Source organism: Actinoplanes auranticolor, from assembly GCF_018332655.1.
GTDB classification, from domain to species: Bacteria; Actinomycetota; Actinomycetes; order Mycobacteriales; family Micromonosporaceae; genus Actinoplanes; species Actinoplanes auranticolor.
Genome location: NZ_BOQL01000078.1, coordinates 70,799 through 88,048 on the forward strand (window position 1 = coordinate 70,799; position 17,250 = coordinate 88,048).

15 protein-coding genes and 1 riboswitch are annotated in these 17,250 nt (G+C 74.0%); of the genes, 8 read left to right on the plus strand and 7 right to left on the minus strand.

Features of this window, described 5'->3' with window-relative positions; all coding sequences use genetic code 11:
* Positions 1-135: 135 nt before the first annotated feature.
* The 6 genes from Aau02nite_RS41480 to Aau02nite_RS41505 form a co-directional block, all read right to left on the minus strand.
* Positions 136-2,319, minus strand: coding sequence for a VWA domain-containing protein (locus Aau02nite_RS41480; protein ID WP_212994155.1), 2,184 nt, complete (start codon positions 2,317-2,319; stop codon positions 136-138).
* A gap of 30 nt (positions 2,320-2,349) precedes the next feature.
* Positions 2,350-2,468, minus strand: a riboswitch (cobalamin riboswitch).
* Between the two features lie 72 nt (positions 2,469-2,540).
* Positions 2,541-4,112 (minus strand): gluconokinase, encoded by a 1,572-nt coding sequence (locus tag Aau02nite_RS41485; protein ID WP_212994156.1) that lies wholly within the window; start codon positions 4,110-4,112, stop codon positions 2,541-2,543.
* Positions 4,113-4,234: 122 nt separating this feature from the next.
* Positions 4,235-5,500 carry a hypothetical protein gene (locus Aau02nite_RS41490; RefSeq protein ID WP_212994157.1) on the minus strand — a complete coding sequence of 422 codons (1,266 nt, stop codon included), beginning with the start codon at positions 5,498-5,500 and terminating at the stop codon, positions 4,235-4,237.
* The gene (locus Aau02nite_RS41495; protein WP_212994158.1) at positions 5,497-5,994 is read right to left on the minus strand and encodes a SigE family RNA polymerase sigma factor; all 498 of its coding nucleotides are present in this window, start codon (positions 5,992-5,994) and stop codon (positions 5,497-5,499) included. Before Aau02nite_RS41495 ends, Aau02nite_RS41490 begins: the two co-directional genes overlap by 4 nt.
* A 60-nt stretch (positions 5,995-6,054) precedes the next feature.
* On the minus strand, positions 6,055-6,561 hold the full coding sequence (locus Aau02nite_RS41500) for an SRPBCC family protein (RefSeq protein ID WP_212994159.1): 507 nt from the start codon (positions 6,559-6,561) through the stop codon (positions 6,055-6,057).
* The gene (locus Aau02nite_RS41505; RefSeq protein WP_212994160.1) at positions 6,558-6,863 is read right to left on the minus strand and encodes an ArsR/SmtB family transcription factor; all 306 of its coding nucleotides are present in this window, start codon (positions 6,861-6,863) and stop codon (positions 6,558-6,560) included. The genes Aau02nite_RS41500 and Aau02nite_RS41505 overlap by 4 nt, the downstream gene beginning before the upstream one ends.
* 187 nt (positions 6,864-7,050) lie before the next feature.
* On the opposite strand from Aau02nite_RS41505, the gene Aau02nite_RS41510 reads away from it, so the two are divergent.
* Complete coding sequence (locus tag Aau02nite_RS41510; protein WP_246595838.1) at positions 7,051-8,175, plus strand: glycosyltransferase; 1,125 nt, start codon at positions 7,051-7,053, stop codon at positions 8,173-8,175.
* Between the two features lie 34 nt (positions 8,176-8,209).
* Here Aau02nite_RS41510 and Aau02nite_RS41515 read toward each other — a convergent pair whose 3' ends face one another.
* Positions 8,210-9,493, minus strand: a complete 1,284-nt coding sequence (locus tag Aau02nite_RS41515; protein WP_212994161.1) for a citrate synthase — start codon at positions 9,491-9,493, stop codon at positions 8,210-8,212.
* 178 nt (positions 9,494-9,671) lie between these two features.
* On the opposite strand from Aau02nite_RS41515, the gene Aau02nite_RS41520 reads away from it, so the two are divergent.
* The 7 genes from Aau02nite_RS41520 to Aau02nite_RS41550 all read left to right on the plus strand — a co-directional run bounded on the left by Aau02nite_RS41520 (position 9,672) and on the right by Aau02nite_RS41550 (position 17,195).
* On the plus strand, positions 9,672-10,532 hold the full coding sequence (locus Aau02nite_RS41520; RefSeq protein ID WP_212994162.1) for a universal stress protein: 861 nt from the start codon (positions 9,672-9,674) through the stop codon (positions 10,530-10,532).
* Between the two features lie 21 nt (positions 10,533-10,553).
* The gene (locus tag Aau02nite_RS41525; RefSeq protein ID WP_246595839.1) at positions 10,554-12,827 is read left to right on the plus strand and encodes a putative bifunctional diguanylate cyclase/phosphodiesterase; all 2,274 of its coding nucleotides are present in this window, start codon (positions 10,554-10,556) and stop codon (positions 12,825-12,827) included.
* 153 nt (positions 12,828-12,980) lie between these two features.
* The gene (locus tag Aau02nite_RS41530; protein WP_212994163.1) at positions 12,981-13,133 is read left to right on the plus strand and encodes a hypothetical protein; all 153 of its coding nucleotides are present in this window, start codon (positions 12,981-12,983) and stop codon (positions 13,131-13,133) included.
* Between the two features lie 42 nt (positions 13,134-13,175).
* Positions 13,176-13,964, plus strand: coding sequence for an exodeoxyribonuclease III (locus Aau02nite_RS41535; RefSeq protein WP_212994164.1), 789 nt, complete (start codon positions 13,176-13,178; stop codon positions 13,962-13,964).
* Between the two features lie 77 nt (positions 13,965-14,041).
* Positions 14,042-15,730 carry a PP2C family protein-serine/threonine phosphatase gene (locus Aau02nite_RS41540; RefSeq protein WP_212994165.1) on the plus strand — a complete coding sequence of 563 codons (1,689 nt, stop codon included), beginning with the start codon at positions 14,042-14,044 and terminating at the stop codon, positions 15,728-15,730.
* Entirely contained in the window at positions 15,730-16,773 is a 1,044-nt protein-coding gene (locus Aau02nite_RS41545) for a cobalamin B12-binding domain-containing protein (RefSeq protein WP_212994166.1), read from the plus strand. Before Aau02nite_RS41540 ends, Aau02nite_RS41545 begins: the two co-directional genes overlap by 1 nt.
* A gap of 176 nt (positions 16,774-16,949) precedes the next feature.
* A complete protein-coding gene (locus Aau02nite_RS41550; RefSeq protein WP_212994167.1) occupies positions 16,950-17,195 on the plus strand; it encodes a hypothetical protein in 246 nt (81 codons plus the stop codon).
* Positions 17,196-17,250 lie beyond the last annotated feature (55 nt).

Genomic DNA, 17,250 nt, shown 5'->3' on the forward strand with positions numbered 1-17,250 from the left:
AGACAGCCCTCCTCAACGAGGTGATCGGCATCGGACAACGCCTCCGCCACGATGTCGACATGGAAACCGGCGAGACCGGCGCGGAAACCCGCGAGGCCGGCGCGGCAACATGCGAGGCCGGCGCGGAAGGCGGCCTCATGCGGCCCGCCCGAGCGGGGTGGATGTCGGGTTGGCAGCAAGAGCGTCGAGCGGCATGACGTCGGCGCCCAGGGCGGCGGCCAGGCGCCGGGCCAGGCCGAGCCGGATCGGCCCGGCCTCGCAGTCGACGACCACGGCGGCCACGCCGGCCAGCGCCGGAGCGACCAGCACGGGGTCGGGGCCGCTGGTCGCGCGCCCGTCGGTGACCACGATCAGCAGCGGCCGGCGGCGGGGGTCACGGCGTCGCTCGGTGGCGATGGTCGCGGCCGCGGCGCGCAGGCCGGCGGCGAGAGGGGTACGCCCACCGGTGCGTAACCCGGCGAGCCGCAGCACCCCCACCTCGTGGCTGGAGGTGGGCGGCAGCACCTGGTCCGCGGTGGAGCCCCGGAACGTGATCATCCCGATCCGGTCCCGCCGCTGGTAGGCATCGCGCAGCAGCGACAGCACGGCGGTCTTGACGACGGTCATCCGCTTCCGCGCGGCCATCGACCCGGACGCGTCCACCACGAACAACACCAGGTTGGCCTCACGCCCGACGTGCACGGCCTCCCGGAGATCCCGCGGCTGCACGACCCCCATCCGCCGCCCGGCCGCAGCCCGCACGCCCGCAGCCGGAACGGCGTCAGACTCGAAGTCGGTGCGCCCACCCGGCTCGAGCCCGAGCGGGGCATGCCATCCGCGGCCATCCCGGGCAGCCGGCCCGGCGGGCGGCGTGGTGGCGGATCCGCCGAGGGCGCCCCGGTGGATGGCGGCCCGCAGAGTGGCCGGCAGGTGCGGCGCACCGGCGAGCTTGCCGCGCGGGACCCGGGAGCCGACCACCCGCCCACGCCGCGCGAAAGCCGGCGACCGACGCCCGGCATGCCCGCCCTCGCCCCGCGCGGAGATCCGCAGAGTCCTCGGCCGGTAGGCCGCACCCGGCTGAGCCGCCGCGCCCCCGCTCACCTTGCGCTGCTCGTCGGCCGGACCCTCCGGCTCAGCAGCGGAATCCTGCGGAGCGGGACCGGACGCGTCACCCTCCGGACCGCCGGAGTCAGGACCGCCGGAGTCAGGACCGCCGGAGTCGGGACCGCGGGAATCCGGCCCGCCCGAGCCGGGGCCGCCGGAATCGGGACCACCGGGATCGGGTCCGTCACCGTCCCCGGGTGGCGGCGGGTCGTCGTCCGGGTCGTCCTGGGCGGCCTGGTCCAGCGCCTCTTCCAGGCGTTCCTCGTCGGTGCCGGGCGGGTCGAGCGGATCCTTGCGCCGCCGGTGCGGCAGCGCGAGCCGGGCCGCGTCGCGGATGTCCTCGGCCGTCACCCGGTCGCGGCCGTGCCAGGCGGCCAGGGCCACCGCGCACCGGGCCACCACGATGTCCGCGCGCATGCCGTCGACGCCGTAGGCCAGGCACACCCGGGCGATCCGGTCCAGCTCGGCGTCCGGCAGCTGCACCGCCGGCACCGCCGCCCGGGCGGTCAGGATGCGCTGGGCCAGGTCCTTCTCGTCGGCCGCGAACCGGGCCGCGAACGCTTCCGGGCCCGCCTCGTACGCCAGGCGGCGCCGGACGACCTCGGCCCGCAGCTTCGCGTCGCGCGGGGCGGCCACGGTCACGACCAGGCCGAACCGGTCGACCAGCTGCGGGCGGGGCTCGCCCTCCTCGGGGTTCATGGTGCCGACCAGCAGGAACCGGGCCGCGTGCTTGACCGACACCCCGTCGCGCTCGACGTGGGCGCGGCCCATCGCCGCCGCGTCGAGCAGCAGGTCCACCAGGTGGTCGGGCAGCAGGTTGACCTCGTCGACGTAGAGGGCGCCGCGGTGCGCGGCGGCGAGCAGGCCCGGCTCGTACGCCTTGACGCCGTCGGCGAGGGCCCGCTGGATGTCGAGGGTGCCGACCACCCGGTCCTCGGTGGCGCCCACGGGCAGCTCGACCAGGGTGGCGGGGCGGTGGCCGTGCGGGCTGCCCTGCTCGTGCGGCCCGTCGGGGCAGCCGGGGTCGGGCGCGGCCGGGTCGCAGGCGAAGCGGCAGCCGCGGACCACGTCGACCTCGGGCAGCAGGGTGGCCAGGGCACGGACGACCGTGGACTTGGCCGTGCCCTTCTCGCCGCGGACCAGGACCCCGCCCACGGCGGGTGACACGGCGGTCAGCAGCAGCGCGAGCCGCAGGTCGTCGAGGCCGACGACGGCAGAGAACGGGTACGGCGTCACGCCCGGTCCTTTCCGCGGGTCCGCGCCCGCGTGTGGAAGGTACGAGCGGCCGGAGTCTCCTGACTTCCGGGGACGAACCCCGGTCACAGTGGCGGGACCGTCCCGGTCTCCCACCGGGTTCCTCCACTGCCGCTCGCGAGTCACTCTTTCTCACGGCCCGGCACGCCGTCAACGCGGGGTCACGTGGGCATCCTCACGGCGACAAGAAGGCACCCGGCCGCTCAGCCGGCCCCCGGCAGCGCCTTCTCCGTGTCCGGCAGCGGCTCCGGAGCGAGCTTGTCCAGCTCCTGGAGCACGTCCGTGACGGCCAGCGCCGACCGCTCCACCAGCGGCCGCATCCGCCGGTACAGGTCCGCGTTGCGCGGGTCCGGCCGTTCGTGCTCGCTGATCGCCACCAGCGCCGCCGCCTGGTCCAGGTCCGGCAGCTCACCCAGCGCGTGCCGGGCCAGCAGACAGGCGCCCAGCGCCGTCCCCTCCGGCGTGTCCGCGATGGCCACCGGCAGGTCCAGCGCCGCCGCGAGGATGCCGACCCACAGGTCCGAGGCGACCGCCCCGCCGGTGGCCCGGACCTCGGTCATCGCGATGCCCTCGTCGGCGAACGTGTCGCGGACCAGCGCGAGCTGCTGGCACACCCCCTCGACCGCGGCCCGGACCAGGTGCGCCCGGCCGTGCTCGCGGCGCAGACCGATGTACGCCCCGCGCATCCCCCCGCGCCACCACGGCGCCCGTTCCCCCAGCAGGTACGGCAGACAGAGCAGCCCCTCGCTGCCCGGCGCCACCCCCGCCGCCTCGGTCAGCAGGGCGGCGTCGCGCACGTCCGCGTCCTCGCCCTCGGCGGTGGGCCGGTCGAAGCCGCCCGCGAAGGTCTGGCCGGCCCAGCGCACCACCGAGCCGGCGTTGTTGATCGCGCCGCCGACCACCCAGCGGTCCTCGGTCAGCGCGTAGCAGAACAGCCGTCCCGCCTTGTCGGCCGTCGGGCCGTGCACGACGGTGCGCAGCGCGCCGCTCGTTCCCAGCGACACGGCCGCCACCCCGACCGGTGTGGCGCCCACGCCCAGGTTGGCCAGCGGCCCGTCCGCGGCGCCGATGATCAGGGGCAGCTCCGGGGGCAGCCCGGCGGCGACCGCCACCTCCCGCTTGAGGCGCAGCTGCCGGGTGGTCGGCACGACCTCGGCGAGCTGGGCCTCGCGCACGCCGGCCAGCTCCAGGGCCTCGGGGTCCCAGCGCCGCTCGTGGATGTCGTACATGCCGGTGCCGGAGGCGACCGACAGGTCCAGCAGGAAGCCCTCGTCGGCCAGTCCGGCCAGCACGACCTCCTTGACCCCGCCCCAGCGCGGCGTGTCGCGCACGACCGCCGGGTCGGTGGCACCCCACCAGGCCAGTTTGGTCAGCGGGGACATCGGGTGCACCGGCGTACCGGTGCGGGCCTGCAGCTGCTTGGCCCGGCCGGACGCGACGATCCGATCGCTCTGCCCGGCGGCCCGGTTGTCCGCCCAGGTGATCAGCGGTCCGCGCGGCGTGCCGTCGGCGTCCATCGGCACCAGCGCGTGCAGGAACGCGCTGAGGCTCACCGCGATGACCCGGTCGCCCCGCTCACGGCACTCCGCGGCCACGGTGACCAGCGCTTCGATCGCGGCGTCGCGCAGCTCGGCCGGGTCGAGCTCGGCCTGTCCCGGGCCGGGCACCAGCAGCGGGTAGTGCACGCTGGTCATGGCGCGCACTTCACCACCGGGCCCGGCGGCGATGGCCTTGGTCGCGGTGGTTCCGGTGTCGACACCGATGACGACGTCCATGCAGCCTCCCTGATCGCCGACAGACATGCCCGATCACCGCGCAACTCAAGCCCGCGGCGGAACCGCGCGGCGAGAGCCGGCGGCCGAGCCCCGGCGGCGGGACCGGACACCTGTCCCCGACCTTAGGCGAGTCGCACCCGGACCGCCCGTCCCCCGGCGGTGATCACCTCGACCTCGTCGGCCGCGGCCGGCAGCAGCGCCGCGTCGACGTCAAGGGGCAGCCAGGTGCCACCGGCCACGCGGTAGCGCAGCCGGCCCGGGGCGGCGACGACGACACCCAGGCCGTCGGGCAGCCGCACCTGCACCGGCAGGGGCGCGGCCGGATCCGGGAAGCCGCGCAGCACCGGTTCCGGGGTGTTCAGCGACAGGAACAGCCGGATGCGGTCGTCGGTACCGGTCAGGGTCTGCACGGCGAACCGGCGGCCGTCCGCGACGATGCCCCGGACGAACCACGTGCCGGGGGGCGGGGTGATCCGGTAGCCGTACCGGTCGTCGAAGCCGTCGCGGCCGGTGATGTCCCACGGATCGTCCGCTGTCCCCTGCGGGTCCGTGCCGGTCAGGGACCGCGTCTCGGGTTCCGGGCCGACGGGCGCTCCGCCGCCGGCCTCCCCGATCAGCTGGGAGAGATTGGCCAGGCCGACCGAGCGGTCACCCCGGGCATCCGGTACGTCGGCGCGCAGGGCCGCCCGGATCGTGGTCGTCGGCGTGGTGATCGCCTCGAACGCCACGCCGTCGTGCGTCCGGAAGTCGAGCGGGGTGAACGTGCGGCTGACCTTGCCGTCGGCGGTGTAGGCGACGGCCGGTGAATACCGGATGCCGCGCCCGTCGTCGAGGACCATGAGCACGTTGCGGTCCGGGCCGATCAGGGCGGCCGTGGCGTTGGTGGCGCCGGTGAGCATCTCCTCCAGGCAGATGACCCGCAGACCGTCCGGCGTCTGCTCGACGAAGCCGGTCAGGCCGTAGCTGATCTGGCCGGCCGGCGACGCGACCTGCTCCGGCACCCGCTGCGCGACCACCGCGGCCCGTCCCGTGTGCGGGGCCAGGCCGGCCCACGCGACGTGCGCTTCACCGCGCACCGACAGGCCGCCGAGGTGCTCGCGCCAGGCGGCGCGGACGCGGTCGAGGAAGGCGGTGTCGCGCTTGAGGTCGCCCCGGGTCGGACGGTCCAGCAACGGCGAGGCGACCGTCGCCCCGCCGCCGTCGCCCCCGGCGGCCAGGACGCCGGCGGTCGATCCGGCCGCGATCGTGGCCAGCCCCGCGGCGAGCACGGTACGGCGCCGCACCACCCGGCGCTGCCCACCGGCCCGGACCCGGTCGAGCAGGTCCGGCGGGGTACGCAGGTCGCCGGTGGCGTGCTCCAGCGCGGTGCGGATGTCGGTGTCGGTCATGCCCGTCCCCGTTCGGTGGTCGTGGTGACGGGTTCCAGGGCGGACCGCAGGCGGGTCAGCCCCCGGGAGACGCTGCTCTTGACGTTGCCCTCGGAGCAGTCCAGCGCCCGCGCGACCTCGGCGACCGGCAGGTCCTCCAGGTAGCGCAGCACCACCGCCGCCCGTTGCCGGGCCGGCAGGGCCCGGAGCGCCTCGACCACGGTGTCGCGGACCACGACGTGTTCACTGTGGTCCGGCGCGGCGACGTCGTGGCTGCCCAGCGGTGCCTCCGGGCGGCGGCCACGGCGGCGCCAGCGGTTGGCGGCCCGGTTGACCAGCGCCCGGCGGGCGTACGCCTCGGGCATGCCGTGGATCCGGCGCCACTTCACGTACATCTGCTCGAGCACCTCCTGCACCAGGTCCTCGGCACTGTGCCGGTCCCCGGTGAGCAGGTACGCGATCCGCAGCAGGCCGGTGCTGCGGCTGCGTACGAAGTCGTCGAACCCGTCGCGCATGGTCTGTCTCTCCCCGTCCGTCACCCTGCCTGACACCGGCGGGCGGGGAAAGGTTGCCGATCAGGCGGGCATTTTCGCGGCGTACCCGGCGCGCAGTTCCTCCCAGCCGTGCGCGGCCGCCTCCCGGCCGCGGATGACGCCGACCGGGTCGCCGTCGAGCAACCGTTCCAGCACGGCCGCGCACAGGTGCCAGCCGGCCGCGTACGACGGCGCCTCGCCGCGGTCGGCAAAGGTGTGTCGCAGCGTGAGCCGGGTGCCGTCGCCCTCCGGGGCCAGCTCCCAGCGCAGCAGGTCCTGCTCCCAGGTGTACTCGAGCAGCGTGGGCGCCTCGGCCCGGAGCACGTTGGCCGGGGTGTCCGTCCGGTCGGGACCGTCGACCATCGTGAGGGTCGTCGCGCCGGTGCGGGACAGGTCGCGCGTCGCCTCGAACGGCGCCCACTGGCTGAGCCGCTCGGGGTCGGTCAGGGCGGCCCACACTTTCTCCGGCGGGTGCGGCAGGACGCGCACGAAGATCAGCGTCCACCGGTCGCCGTCGGCGGCGACGGATGCGCTCATCAGCTCGGTCATGATTCCTCCAGGTGGCGTTCCAGGGCGGTCAGGTGCCGGTTCCACATCCGGCGGTACGGCGCCAGCCAGGCGTCGAGCGCGCGGAACGGCCCGGGTTCCAAGGAGTAGATGCGCTGCTGCGCGGCCGTACGGCTGGTGACGAAGCCGGCCTCGCGCAGCACCTTCAGATGTTTGGAGACGGCGGGCTGGCTCATCGCGAGCTTCTCGACGAGCTGGCCGACGCTGCTGTCGGCCAGCCGCAGCTCGTCGAGGATCCGGCGGCGGGTCGGCTCGGCCAGTACGGCGATGGCATCCACGGGCACGGGACCGACTATTCCACTGCGGTTATATAACCGTCAAGGCATGGAGCTATCCTCGGGATCATGCGGGTGCTGATCGTGACCTCGGGTTCCACCGGCGACGTGGCGCCGTACACGGGGCCTCGGCGCCCGGCTGCAGGAGGCCGGCCACGAGGTCACCCTGGCCACCCACGAGCCGTTCCGGGAGCAGGTGGAGCTGCCCTTCCTGGCCCTGCCCGGGGATCTGCGGCGGATCCTGCCGCAGGCACGCGGCCAGGACGGCACCGCCTCGGGCACCGGACCCCGGGCGCTGCTGCGACTGCTGCGCATCGCCCGGCCGCTGGTGGCCGAGCTCGGCGACGGCATCGTGGCCGCCGTCCGGCAGAGCCGGGCCGAGGTGGTGCTGCTCTCCACAGTGGTCGCCCCGCTCGGTTACCAGGTGGCCGAGGCGGCCGGCATACCGTGGGCGGGCGTCTTCCCGCAGCCGCTCTTCCCCACCGGTGACTTCGGCCCGGTGCTGGTCGGCGGCCGCTCGCTGGGCCGCACCGGCAACCGCCTCACCGGCCGCTTCCTGGAGTCGGCCGCCCATCCGCTCTACGCCGGCCCGGTGCGCGACCTGCGCCGCGAGCTCGGCCTGCCCCGGCGCAGCATGGCCGCCCTGCAACGCACCCAGCAGCAGCGATGGCCGACCTTCCACGGCTTCAGCCCGACCGTGGTGCCGCGGCCCGCGGACTGGCCGGCCTCCCAGGAGGTCGTCGGCTACTGGTGGCCCGCGCGGCAGGCGGGCTGGACGCCACCGGGCGAGGTGGAGCAGTTCCTGGCCGCCGGGCCGGCGCCGGTCTCCATCGGGTTCGGCAGCATGGCGCCGGGCCACGGCGAGCGGCTCGCCGGGCCGGTGCTGGCCGCGGTCCGCGCCGCCGGGGTGCGCGCGGTCGTGCAGGCCGGCTGGTCGGGGCTGCGGGTGGCCGAGGGGCCGGACGTGCTCAGCGTGGGACCGATGCCGCACGACTGGCTGTTCCCGCGGATGGCCGCCGTCGTGCACCACTGCGGGGCCGGGACCACGGCAGCGGGACTACGGGCGGGAGTGCCGGCGGTGGCCGTACCGGTGCTGGCCGATCAGCCGTTCTGGGCCCGGCGGCTGCACGCGCTGGGGGTCGCGCCGGTGCCCGTACCGCTGTCCAAGCTGACGGCGGACCGCCTGGCCGGCGCCCTGCGGTCGGTCACAACCGATCCGCGGTACGCGGAGCGCGCGCAGGCGGTCGCGGCCCGGCTCGCCACCGAGGACGGCAGCGCCCGCATCCTGCGCTGGCTGGAGACACCGCGGCCGCCCTCCTGAGCAGGAGGACGGCCGTGGTGTCCGACAGAACCGATCAGCGCTCGGTGATCGGGACGAACTGGCGCTCGGTCTCGCCGATGTAGAGCTGGCGCGGGCGACCGATCTTGGTGGCCGGGTCGGCGTTCTGCTCGGCCCACTGGGCGATCCAGCCGGGCAGCCGGCCGAGGGCGAACAGCACCGTGAACATCTTGGTGGGGAAGCCCATGGCCTTGTAGATCAGGCCGGTGTAGAAGTCGACGTTCGGGTACAGCTTGCGGGAGACGAAGTAGTCGTCCGCGAGGGCGATCTCCTCGAGCTTGAGCGCGATGTCGAGCAGCGGGTCGGGCTTGTCCATCGTGGAGATGACGTCCTGGACCGCCTTCTTGACGATGGCGGCGCGCGGGTCGTAGTTCTTGTAGACCCGGTGCCCGAAGCCCATGAGCTTCACGCCCTTCTCCTTGGCCTTGACGCGGCGCACGAAGGCGTCCACGTCGCCGCCGTCGGCGCGGATGCCCTCGAGCATCTCCAGCACCGCGGAGTTGGCGCCGCCGTGCAGCGGGCCGGAGAGCGCGTTGATGCCCGAGGACACCGACGCGAACAGGTTGGCCTGGGCCGAGCCCACCAGCCGCACGGTCGACGTGGAGCAGTTCTGCTCGTGGTCGGCGTGCAGCACGAAGAGCATGTCGAGCACCTTCGCGATGGTCGGGTCCACCTCGTAGTTCACGGTGGGCAGCCCGAACGTCATGCGCAGGAAGTTCTCGACGTAGTCCAGGGAGTTGTCCGGGTACGGCAGCGGGTGGCCGATGGACTTCTTGTACGCGTACGCGGCGATCGTCGGAAGCTTCGCCATCAGCCGGATCCCGGAGATCTCGACCTGCTCCGGATCGGTCGGGTCGAGCGCGTCCTGGTAGAACGTCGAGAGCGCGGTGACGGCCGAGGAGAGCACCGCCATCGGGTGCGCGTCGCGCGGGAAGCCGGAGAAGAAGGCGCGCATCTCCTCCTGCAGCAGCGTGTGCACGCGGATCTTGTCGCCGAACTCGGCCAGCTGGGCCGGGGTCGGCAGCGCGTCGTGGATCAGCAGGTACGACACCTCGAGGAACGAGGCCTGGCCGGCGAGCTGCTCGATCGGGAAGCCCCGATACCGCAGGATGCCGGCATCACCGTCGATGTAGGTGATCGCCGACGCGCAGGAAGCCGTGTTGACGAAGCCCTGGTCCAGGGTGACGTATCCGGTCTCCTTCAGCAGCGCGCTGACGTCGATGCCGCCTGGACCCTCGACCGCCGGGCGGACCGGCATGGACAACTGGCCACCGGGGTGGTCGAGCTTGACATCCGTCATGTAATTCCCTCACTTCACCGGCAGATGTCGCCAATAACCTGCCGTTCACCGTAAACCCTCAACCTGAACGGGTCATCAGACGGTCGACCGCTGAGGGATTGATCACGACCGCCTTCCCAGGAACACCATAGATAATGGTCTGTGGACCGCGTCGTCGCGGTGCGGAGGTGGTGAACCGATGCGGATACCCGGCCCTGCTCCCGTCGTCGTGGGCGTGAACGGCACTTCGTCCGGACTGGCCGCTGTGCGGCTGGGTGCGCGGGAAGCCGTGGCCCGGGGTGAGCCGCTGCGGATCGTGCACGTTTTCGCCTGGCCCGGGCCGCGCTCCTTCGATGATGCACCCGACTGGGCCACGGCGCGCCGCGAAGCGGGCCGGATCGTGGCCGGCGCGGTGGCCACCGCCACCCGGACGGTGCCCGGCGTGCACGTCGAGGGCCTGCTCACCGACGGCCTGCCGGTCCGCGAGCTGCTGCGGCAGAGCCGCGCCGCGGATCTGATCGTGCTCGGCGACGACGATCTCGCGCTCAGCCCCCGCCTGCCGGCCGACTCCGTGCTGGTGCAGACAGTCGCGCGGGCCCGCTGCCCGGTGGTGGTCGCTCGCGGGGACCGCCCGCCGGCCGGCCCGCTGCTCACCGCGGTCGACGGCTCACCGAGCTCGCTGCTGGCCCTGCGGATGACCGCGGCCGAGGCCCGCCGCCGGCACACCGCGGTGGAGGTCGCGCACGTGGTGCGTCACGAGGAGGAGCGGGAGGCCGGCCGGCGCCTGCTGGAGTCGGCCGTGGCCGGCGTCGAGGGCCTCGAGGGCGCCCGGCGCCGGATTCTCGTCGGCGAAGCTGCGCCGATTCTCATCCGCGCGTCCCGGCGGGCCCGGATGATGATCCTGGGTCCGCGGGGTGTCAGCGGCGGCTCACTGCTGGGCGAGGTGGCTCAGCAGTTGCTGCGCCGGTGTGCCTGTCCGACAGTGTTTGTCCACGGAACCCCTGCCGGGGACAGGTCGCCGGCGGGTACGGTGCCATCGGCGGGAGCGCTGATGAGCTGACTGGCCAGGGGGCGATGACGGGTGCTGACCACAGCTCCGTCGACACGGGGTCGGCGATGGTGGAAGCTCTTCGGCATCGCCGGGGTGCTCGCCACCGCCCTCTACACCCTGAACCTCGCGGACCCGGTGAACCTGGCCAGCTTCGCCGCGATCGGCGCCGGCACGGTCTGGGCCTGTTTCGCCGCGCCCCGCCGCCGCGCCGCCGAGCCCCGCGCCGCCTGGGCCTTCATGGGCGCCGCCGCACTGCTCTTCCTGATCGGCGTGGTCGTACGGCCGCTGGTCGTCAGTCAGCCCCTGATCGCGGACGCCTTCACCGTGCCCGGCTACGTGCTGCTGGGCACTTTTTTCACCATGCTGCTGCGCTCGCGGGGCGGCGTGGCCCGGCACTCGGTCCTCGACGGGCTCATGGTCTGCCTGGCCGGCGGGCTCGCCAGTGCGCTGCTGCTCGCCGCCCCGGCCGCCGCGATCACCGACCGGCCGCCGATCGAGTCGGTCCTGGCCGGGCTCTACCCGCTGTTCGACGTGGTGCTGCTGGCCCTGGGCATCAACCTGACCTTCACCGCGCGCACCTGGCCGGTCAGCCTGGCGACGCTGGTCGCCGGGATGGCACTGATCGTCGTGGGCGACGTGGCGTACGGGATCATCGGCGTCGAGGGCAAGACCTACACCTCACCGCTGCTCGACGTGCCCTTCCTGCTGGCGTACGTGCTGCTCGGGGTGAGCGCCCTGCACCCGTCGGTGGTCGAGCTCGGTCGCGCCGCCCGGCACCCGGTGCAGGCCTGGTCGTGGCGCCGGATGACCCTGCTGGTGCCGGCCGTCTCCACCCCGTTCGTGCTGCTGGTGCTGGTCGGCGGCGAGTCGCCGGAGTACCGCGCGCTGATCGGCGCCTGCGGCCTGGCCATCGTCGCACTGCTGCTGCTGCGGGCCGTCTCCGCGGTGCAGGCGCAGGTCGCCGCCCAGCTGCACTCGGAACACCAGGCGATGCACGACCCGCTCACCGGCCTGCCCAACCGCCGGATGATCTCGAACGAGATCGAGCGGCTGCTGGGCAGCGTGCCACCGCCGGACACCCGGCGGATCTGGGTGTACTTCCTCGACCTGGACGGCTTCAAGTGGGTCAACGACTCGTGGGGCCACGACACCGGTGACCAACTGGTCATCGAGGTGGCGGCCCGGCTGCGCGCGGCGATCCCGGCCGGCACGATGCTGGCCCGGGTCGGCGGGGACGAGTTCCTGGTCGCGTACCTCGGTGACGAGCAGGGGGCGCTGCGGCTGGTCGACGTCATCCAGGGGTGCTTCGCCCACTCGCTGCGGGTCCGCGACACCGAGGTGGTGATCAGCGCGTCGATCGGCATCGCGCACGCGCCCGGCGACGGCTCCCCGGAGGTGACCGCCCAGGCGCTGCTGCGCGACGCCGACACCGCGATGTACCGCTCGAAATCAGAGGGCCCGGGCCGGGCCACCATCTTCGACACGTCGATGCACGACCGGGTCCGCGAGCGCATCGAGCTGGAGGGCGCCCTGCGCACGGCCCTGGTGGAGGGGCAGCTCAGCGTCGTCTACCAGCCCATCGTGCGGCTGGAGACCGGCCGGCCGATCGGCGCCGAGGCCCTGGTGCGGTGGAACCACCCGCAGCGCGGGCCGATCCCGCCGATGACCTTCATCCCGGTCGCCGAGGACGCCGGGCTGATCGGCACGCTGGGCACCTGGGTCCGCAACGAGGCGCTCAGCCAGCTGGCCACGTGGCGCGCGGACGGCACCGTCGGGGACGACTTCTACCTGTCGATCAACGTCTCGCCGCGCCAGCTCAGCAACGCCGAGCTGCCCCTGATCGTGGCCGGTGAGCTGCTGCAGCACGGGGTGCCGGCCGCGGCCGTGGCGCTGGAGATGACCGAGTCGGTGATGGCCGACGGCGGCAGCGTCACCGCCCGGGTGCTGTACGAGCTGCGCGAGCTCGGCCTCAAACTGCTGGTCGACGACTTCGGCACGGGCTTCTCGGCGCTGGGTTACCTGCGCCGTTTCCCGGTCACCGGCGTCAAGATCGACCGTTCCTTCGTGTCCGGGCTCGGCGAGAGCGGCGAGGACGAGGAGATCGTCCGGGCCGTGGTGGCGATGAGCCGGGCGCTGGGCCTGAGCATCGTGGCCGAGGGGGTGGAGACCCGGGTGCAGCGCGACGCGCTCGCCGCGGTCGGCGTCACCCAGGGCCAGGGCTGGCTGTGGGGGCCCGGGGTGGCGGCGGGCGACTTCGCCACCCACTGGGGCGCGCGCCGGTACGCCCCCGCTCCTCCCGGGTGAACCCGCACCACAGCGGGTACCGTCTTCCCCATGAGGTGACAAACGTCTCCTCAGCCTCTGGCGTACCGGCGACAAGTCCGGCATTATTCGCTCGGCCCGGATCCTTGCCTTCGGCGGCGCCGGGCCGATGACATGGAGACCGGAGGAGGCGACATGATGACGAGTTTGATCGGATCCGAGGGGTCCGTGCTCTGGCTGGTGGCCGTGCTGCTCTTGCTGGCCTCAGGACTGACCGCCGCCCTGCTCCTGGCCCTCCGCGGCAACTCCGCGCCGATGCGCGCCGACCACCGCACCCCGGAGCACTGACCCGGCGACATCGACGCCGTCGCACGCTGGCAGGCTGGGACGATGCGCTTCGCCACGTGGAACGTGAACTCGGTCAAGGCCCGGCTGCCCCGGCTGCTGGAATGGCTCGAGCAGACCCGGCCCGACGTGCTCTGCCTGCAGGAGACCAAGGTCGCCGCCGACGGTTTCCCCGAGCCTGAGGTCGCCGCGCTCGGCTACGAGACCGCCGCCTACGGCCAGGGCCGCTGGAACGGCGTCGCCCTGCTCTCCCGGGTGGGCCTGGCCGACGTACGGCACGGCTTCGACGGTGAGCCGGGCTTCCCCGAGCCGGAGGCGCGCGCGATCAGCGCCACCTGCGCCGGCATCCGCTTCACCTCGGTGTACGTGCCCAACGGGCGTACGCCGGACGACCCGCACTACGCGTACAAACTGGCCTGGTTCGCCGCGCTGCGCGACGCGCTGGCCGCGACGAGCGGGCCCGCCGTGGTGGCCGGGGACTTCAACGTGGCCCCGAGCGACGACGACGTCTGGGACATCGAGGTCTTCGCCGGCTCCACCCATGTCACCCCGCCCGAACGCGAGGCCCTGGCCGCGCTGCGGGCGCTCGGCCTCACCGACGTCGTGCCCCGGCCGATGAAGGGTGACCGGCCGTTCACCTACTGGGACTACCGGGCCGGCATGTTCCACCAGAACAAGGGCATGCGGATCGACCTGGTGTACGCCACCGCCGACGTGGCGGCGCGGGTCACCGACGCGGTCATCGACCGCGAGGCCCGCAAGGGCAGAGGCCCCTCCGACCACGCTCCCGTGCTCGTCGAGCTGGACGGCGGCGCGGCGCCGTCGCCCGTCTGAGCCGAGCCGGATCCGGCCGCACCGCGTAGGCTGGGCGGGATCACACGACGATCCGGCGGGGACAGAAAGGGGAACGGATGGACACCCGGGTACCGGCCACTCCGGTCCTCGTCCCCGCACCGGGTCTGCTACGCGCGGCGCTGGACGCCGCGGGCGAGGCGGTGCTGCTGTGCACCGCCGAGGATCACACGATCGTGCTGGTCAACGCCGCGGCGAAGGCTCTGCTGCCCGGCCTGGAGCCGGGTGTCACGGCCGCCCGGAGCCCGCTGGCGGAACTCGCCCGCGCCATCGCCGAGGGCACCAGCACCTTCACCGACGAGTATCTGGGCCGGCAGGTGCTGGGCCACCGCCGATCGCTCGGTGACGATCACTACGGCTGGTACCTGCAGGACATCACCGAGGAGATCGCCCGGGCGCAGGAGTTCCAGGCCGAGCGGGACCGCACCCTGTTCCTGGCCGAGGCCAGCCGCCGGCTGTCCGCCTCGCTGCATCAGCGCCGCTGCCTGCGTACCACCGTCGAGCTGGCCGCCGCGCACCTGGCCGACGCCGCGGTCGTGGTGCTGCCGGCCCGTCGCCGGCAGAGCGAATGGATGCGCCTGATCGCCGGTGAGTCCGTCGAGGAGGGCATGCTCCGCGAGAACGTGCTCGGTGAGGTGCCCGGCTTCGAGGAGGCCCTGGGCGGCTTCCCGCCGATCCCGAGCCGCTGGCTGGACGCCTCCCAGGTCCCGGCGTGGCTGCTGCCCGAGGGTTTCGGCCCGGTCGGCGCCCTGCTGGTGACGCCGCTGCCGGGCAATGCCGAGCCGGCCGGCGCGCTGATCCTGGCCCGGCGCGGCCCCGACGCGGTGTTCTCGGCCGAGGACGAGATGCTGGCCCGGATCTTCGCCGCCCGCGCGGGCGCCGCGATCTCCGCCGCCGCGCTCTACCGCGACCAGGTCGACACCACCGCCATCCTGCAGGCCGACCTGCTGCCGCCGGAGCTGCCGCAGCCCGAGGGCGTCGAGCTGATCGGCTCCTACCAGGCAGCCAAGGACGCGCTGCGGATCGGCGGCGACTTCTACGACGTCTTCGGTCCGGTCGACGACAGCCCGGAGACGGTCGTCGCGCTGGGCGACGTCTGCGGCAAGGGCCCGGAGGCGGCGGTCCTGACCGGCAAGGTCCGCCAGACGCTGCGCGCGCTGCGCCTGGTCAACGCCGATCCGGCCGCGATGCTGACGGTGCTCAACCGCGCCCTGCTCGGTTCCGGTCGCCAGCACCGCTTCGTCACGCTGGTCGTCGCCGCGATCAGCCGGGCCGAGCACGGCCGGGTGCGGATCTGCCTGGCCACCGGCGGGCACCCGGCGCCGCTGCTGCTGCGGGCCGACGGCACGGTCGAGCCGGTCGAGGTGTCCGGCACGCTGATCGGGGTGGTGCCGCACATCAGCGTGGGCCCGGCCATGGTCGAGCTGGCGCCGGGCGAGCTCTGCCTGATGTACAGCGACGGTCTCACCGAGGCCCGCGGCGGCCCGAGCGGCACGGAGCAGTACGGCGAGAGCAGGCTCCGCGACGCCCTCGCGAGCTGCGCCGGCATGCCCGGGACGGCAGCCGTGGAGCGCGTCCGTCAGCTCGTCTCCGACTGGGTGCACGGCGGGGTCCGCGACGACATCGCGATGCTGGCCGTCCGCGCGCCCTCGCGCACCAAGCTGAGCCTGATGGACACCGGCGTCGCCCCGGTCTCGCCGTTCGCCATCGATGCCCGGCGGGGTGACCGCCGGGGCCGGAGCCGCTAATGACCGCCTCCACCACCACTCCCCCGCGTTCCCTGGACGACCCCGATGTGGGCGAGCGGTATCTGCGCCTGGTGGGCGACGGCGACGAGTACGGCGCCGTCGAGATCGTCACCGCCCTGCTCGACAACGGCGCGGACCCGGCCCGCGTGATGCTGGACCTGATCGCCCGCACCCAGAGCCGGGTCGGCGAGCTGTGGGCGGCCAACGAGTGGTCCATCGCCCGCGAGCACGCGGCCACCGCGATCAGCGAGCGGGCTCTGGCTGCCGTGTCGGCCCGCAGCGCGGTGCGCCCGACCCGCGGCCGGATCACGGTCGCCTGCGTCGACGGCGAATGGCACGCCCTGCCGGTCCGGATCCTCGGCGAGATGCTGCGGCTGGACGGCTGGCGGGTCGACTTCCTCGGCGCCAACGTGCCGGGCCCGCACCTGGTCACCCACCTGCACCAGACCGGCCCGGACGCGGTGGCCCTGAGCTGCATGCTCGCGACCCGGCTGCCCCGGGCGCACGCCGCGATCACGGCGTGCCGCTCGGTGGGCGTCCCGGTGATCGCCGGCGGACCGGGCTTCGGTCCCGAGGGCCGGTGGGCGCACCGGCTCGGCGCGGACGCGTGGGCGCCCGATGCCGAGGGCGCGATACGGCGGCTGGCGCGGGAGTGGCCGCCGCCGATCGAGGACCCGTACCGGACGGGCTTCCTGGGCGACGACGAGTACACGTACCTCATGCGGCACCGCGGTGAGCTGGTGCAGACGGCCATGACCCGGCTGACGGCGGCGTACCCTCCGACCGGCTCCTACAGCCGGCGGCAGCACGACTCCACGCTGGAGGACCTGGGCCACGTCGTCGACTTCCTGGCGGCGGCGCTGTACGTGGCCGACGAGCAGGTCTTCACCGACTTCGTGGCCTGGACGGCGGCGGTGCTGGAGGCCCGCGAGGTGCCGCCGGTGGCCCTGCAGATCGGGCTGACGCTGATGCGCGACCAGCTCCGCGACTATCCGGCGGCGATCGCGATCATCGACGCGGGCGTGGCGACACTGCGCCGGTAATTCACTGGACCGCCGTCCGGACCGGCGTTACCGTACGAGCATGATCTCCTGACGCTGACACGCGTAGATCCCGGCCCTGAGGATTCTCGGGCCCGCCGTGCCGTCTCCGGCGCGTGCCGCTCTTCAGCCTTCACCCCTTGGCACCACTTCGCCTCGTCCATCGAGGAGGTAGCTCCATGCCTGACCAGCCCTTTTCCGTACACGTCGATCCCGACGACCTGGCCCGCCGGCACCTGACGGCGGCGGTGTCGCTGCCGGACACCGTCACCGGCCCGGCCGACCCGCAGCCCGCCACCGGCGGCACTGCGGCACGGCACGGCCTGCGTGACGCCCGGGCGGCAGCCCGCCTGCGCTCCGGCCGTGACCACGCGGGCCGGGCCACCGGCGGATCGTCCCGCAGCTACGCCTTCCGCCGCAGCTGATCGGCCCGCGGCGGGCCGGGACCCCGGGTCCCGGCCCGCCGCCTCTATCGGCGGG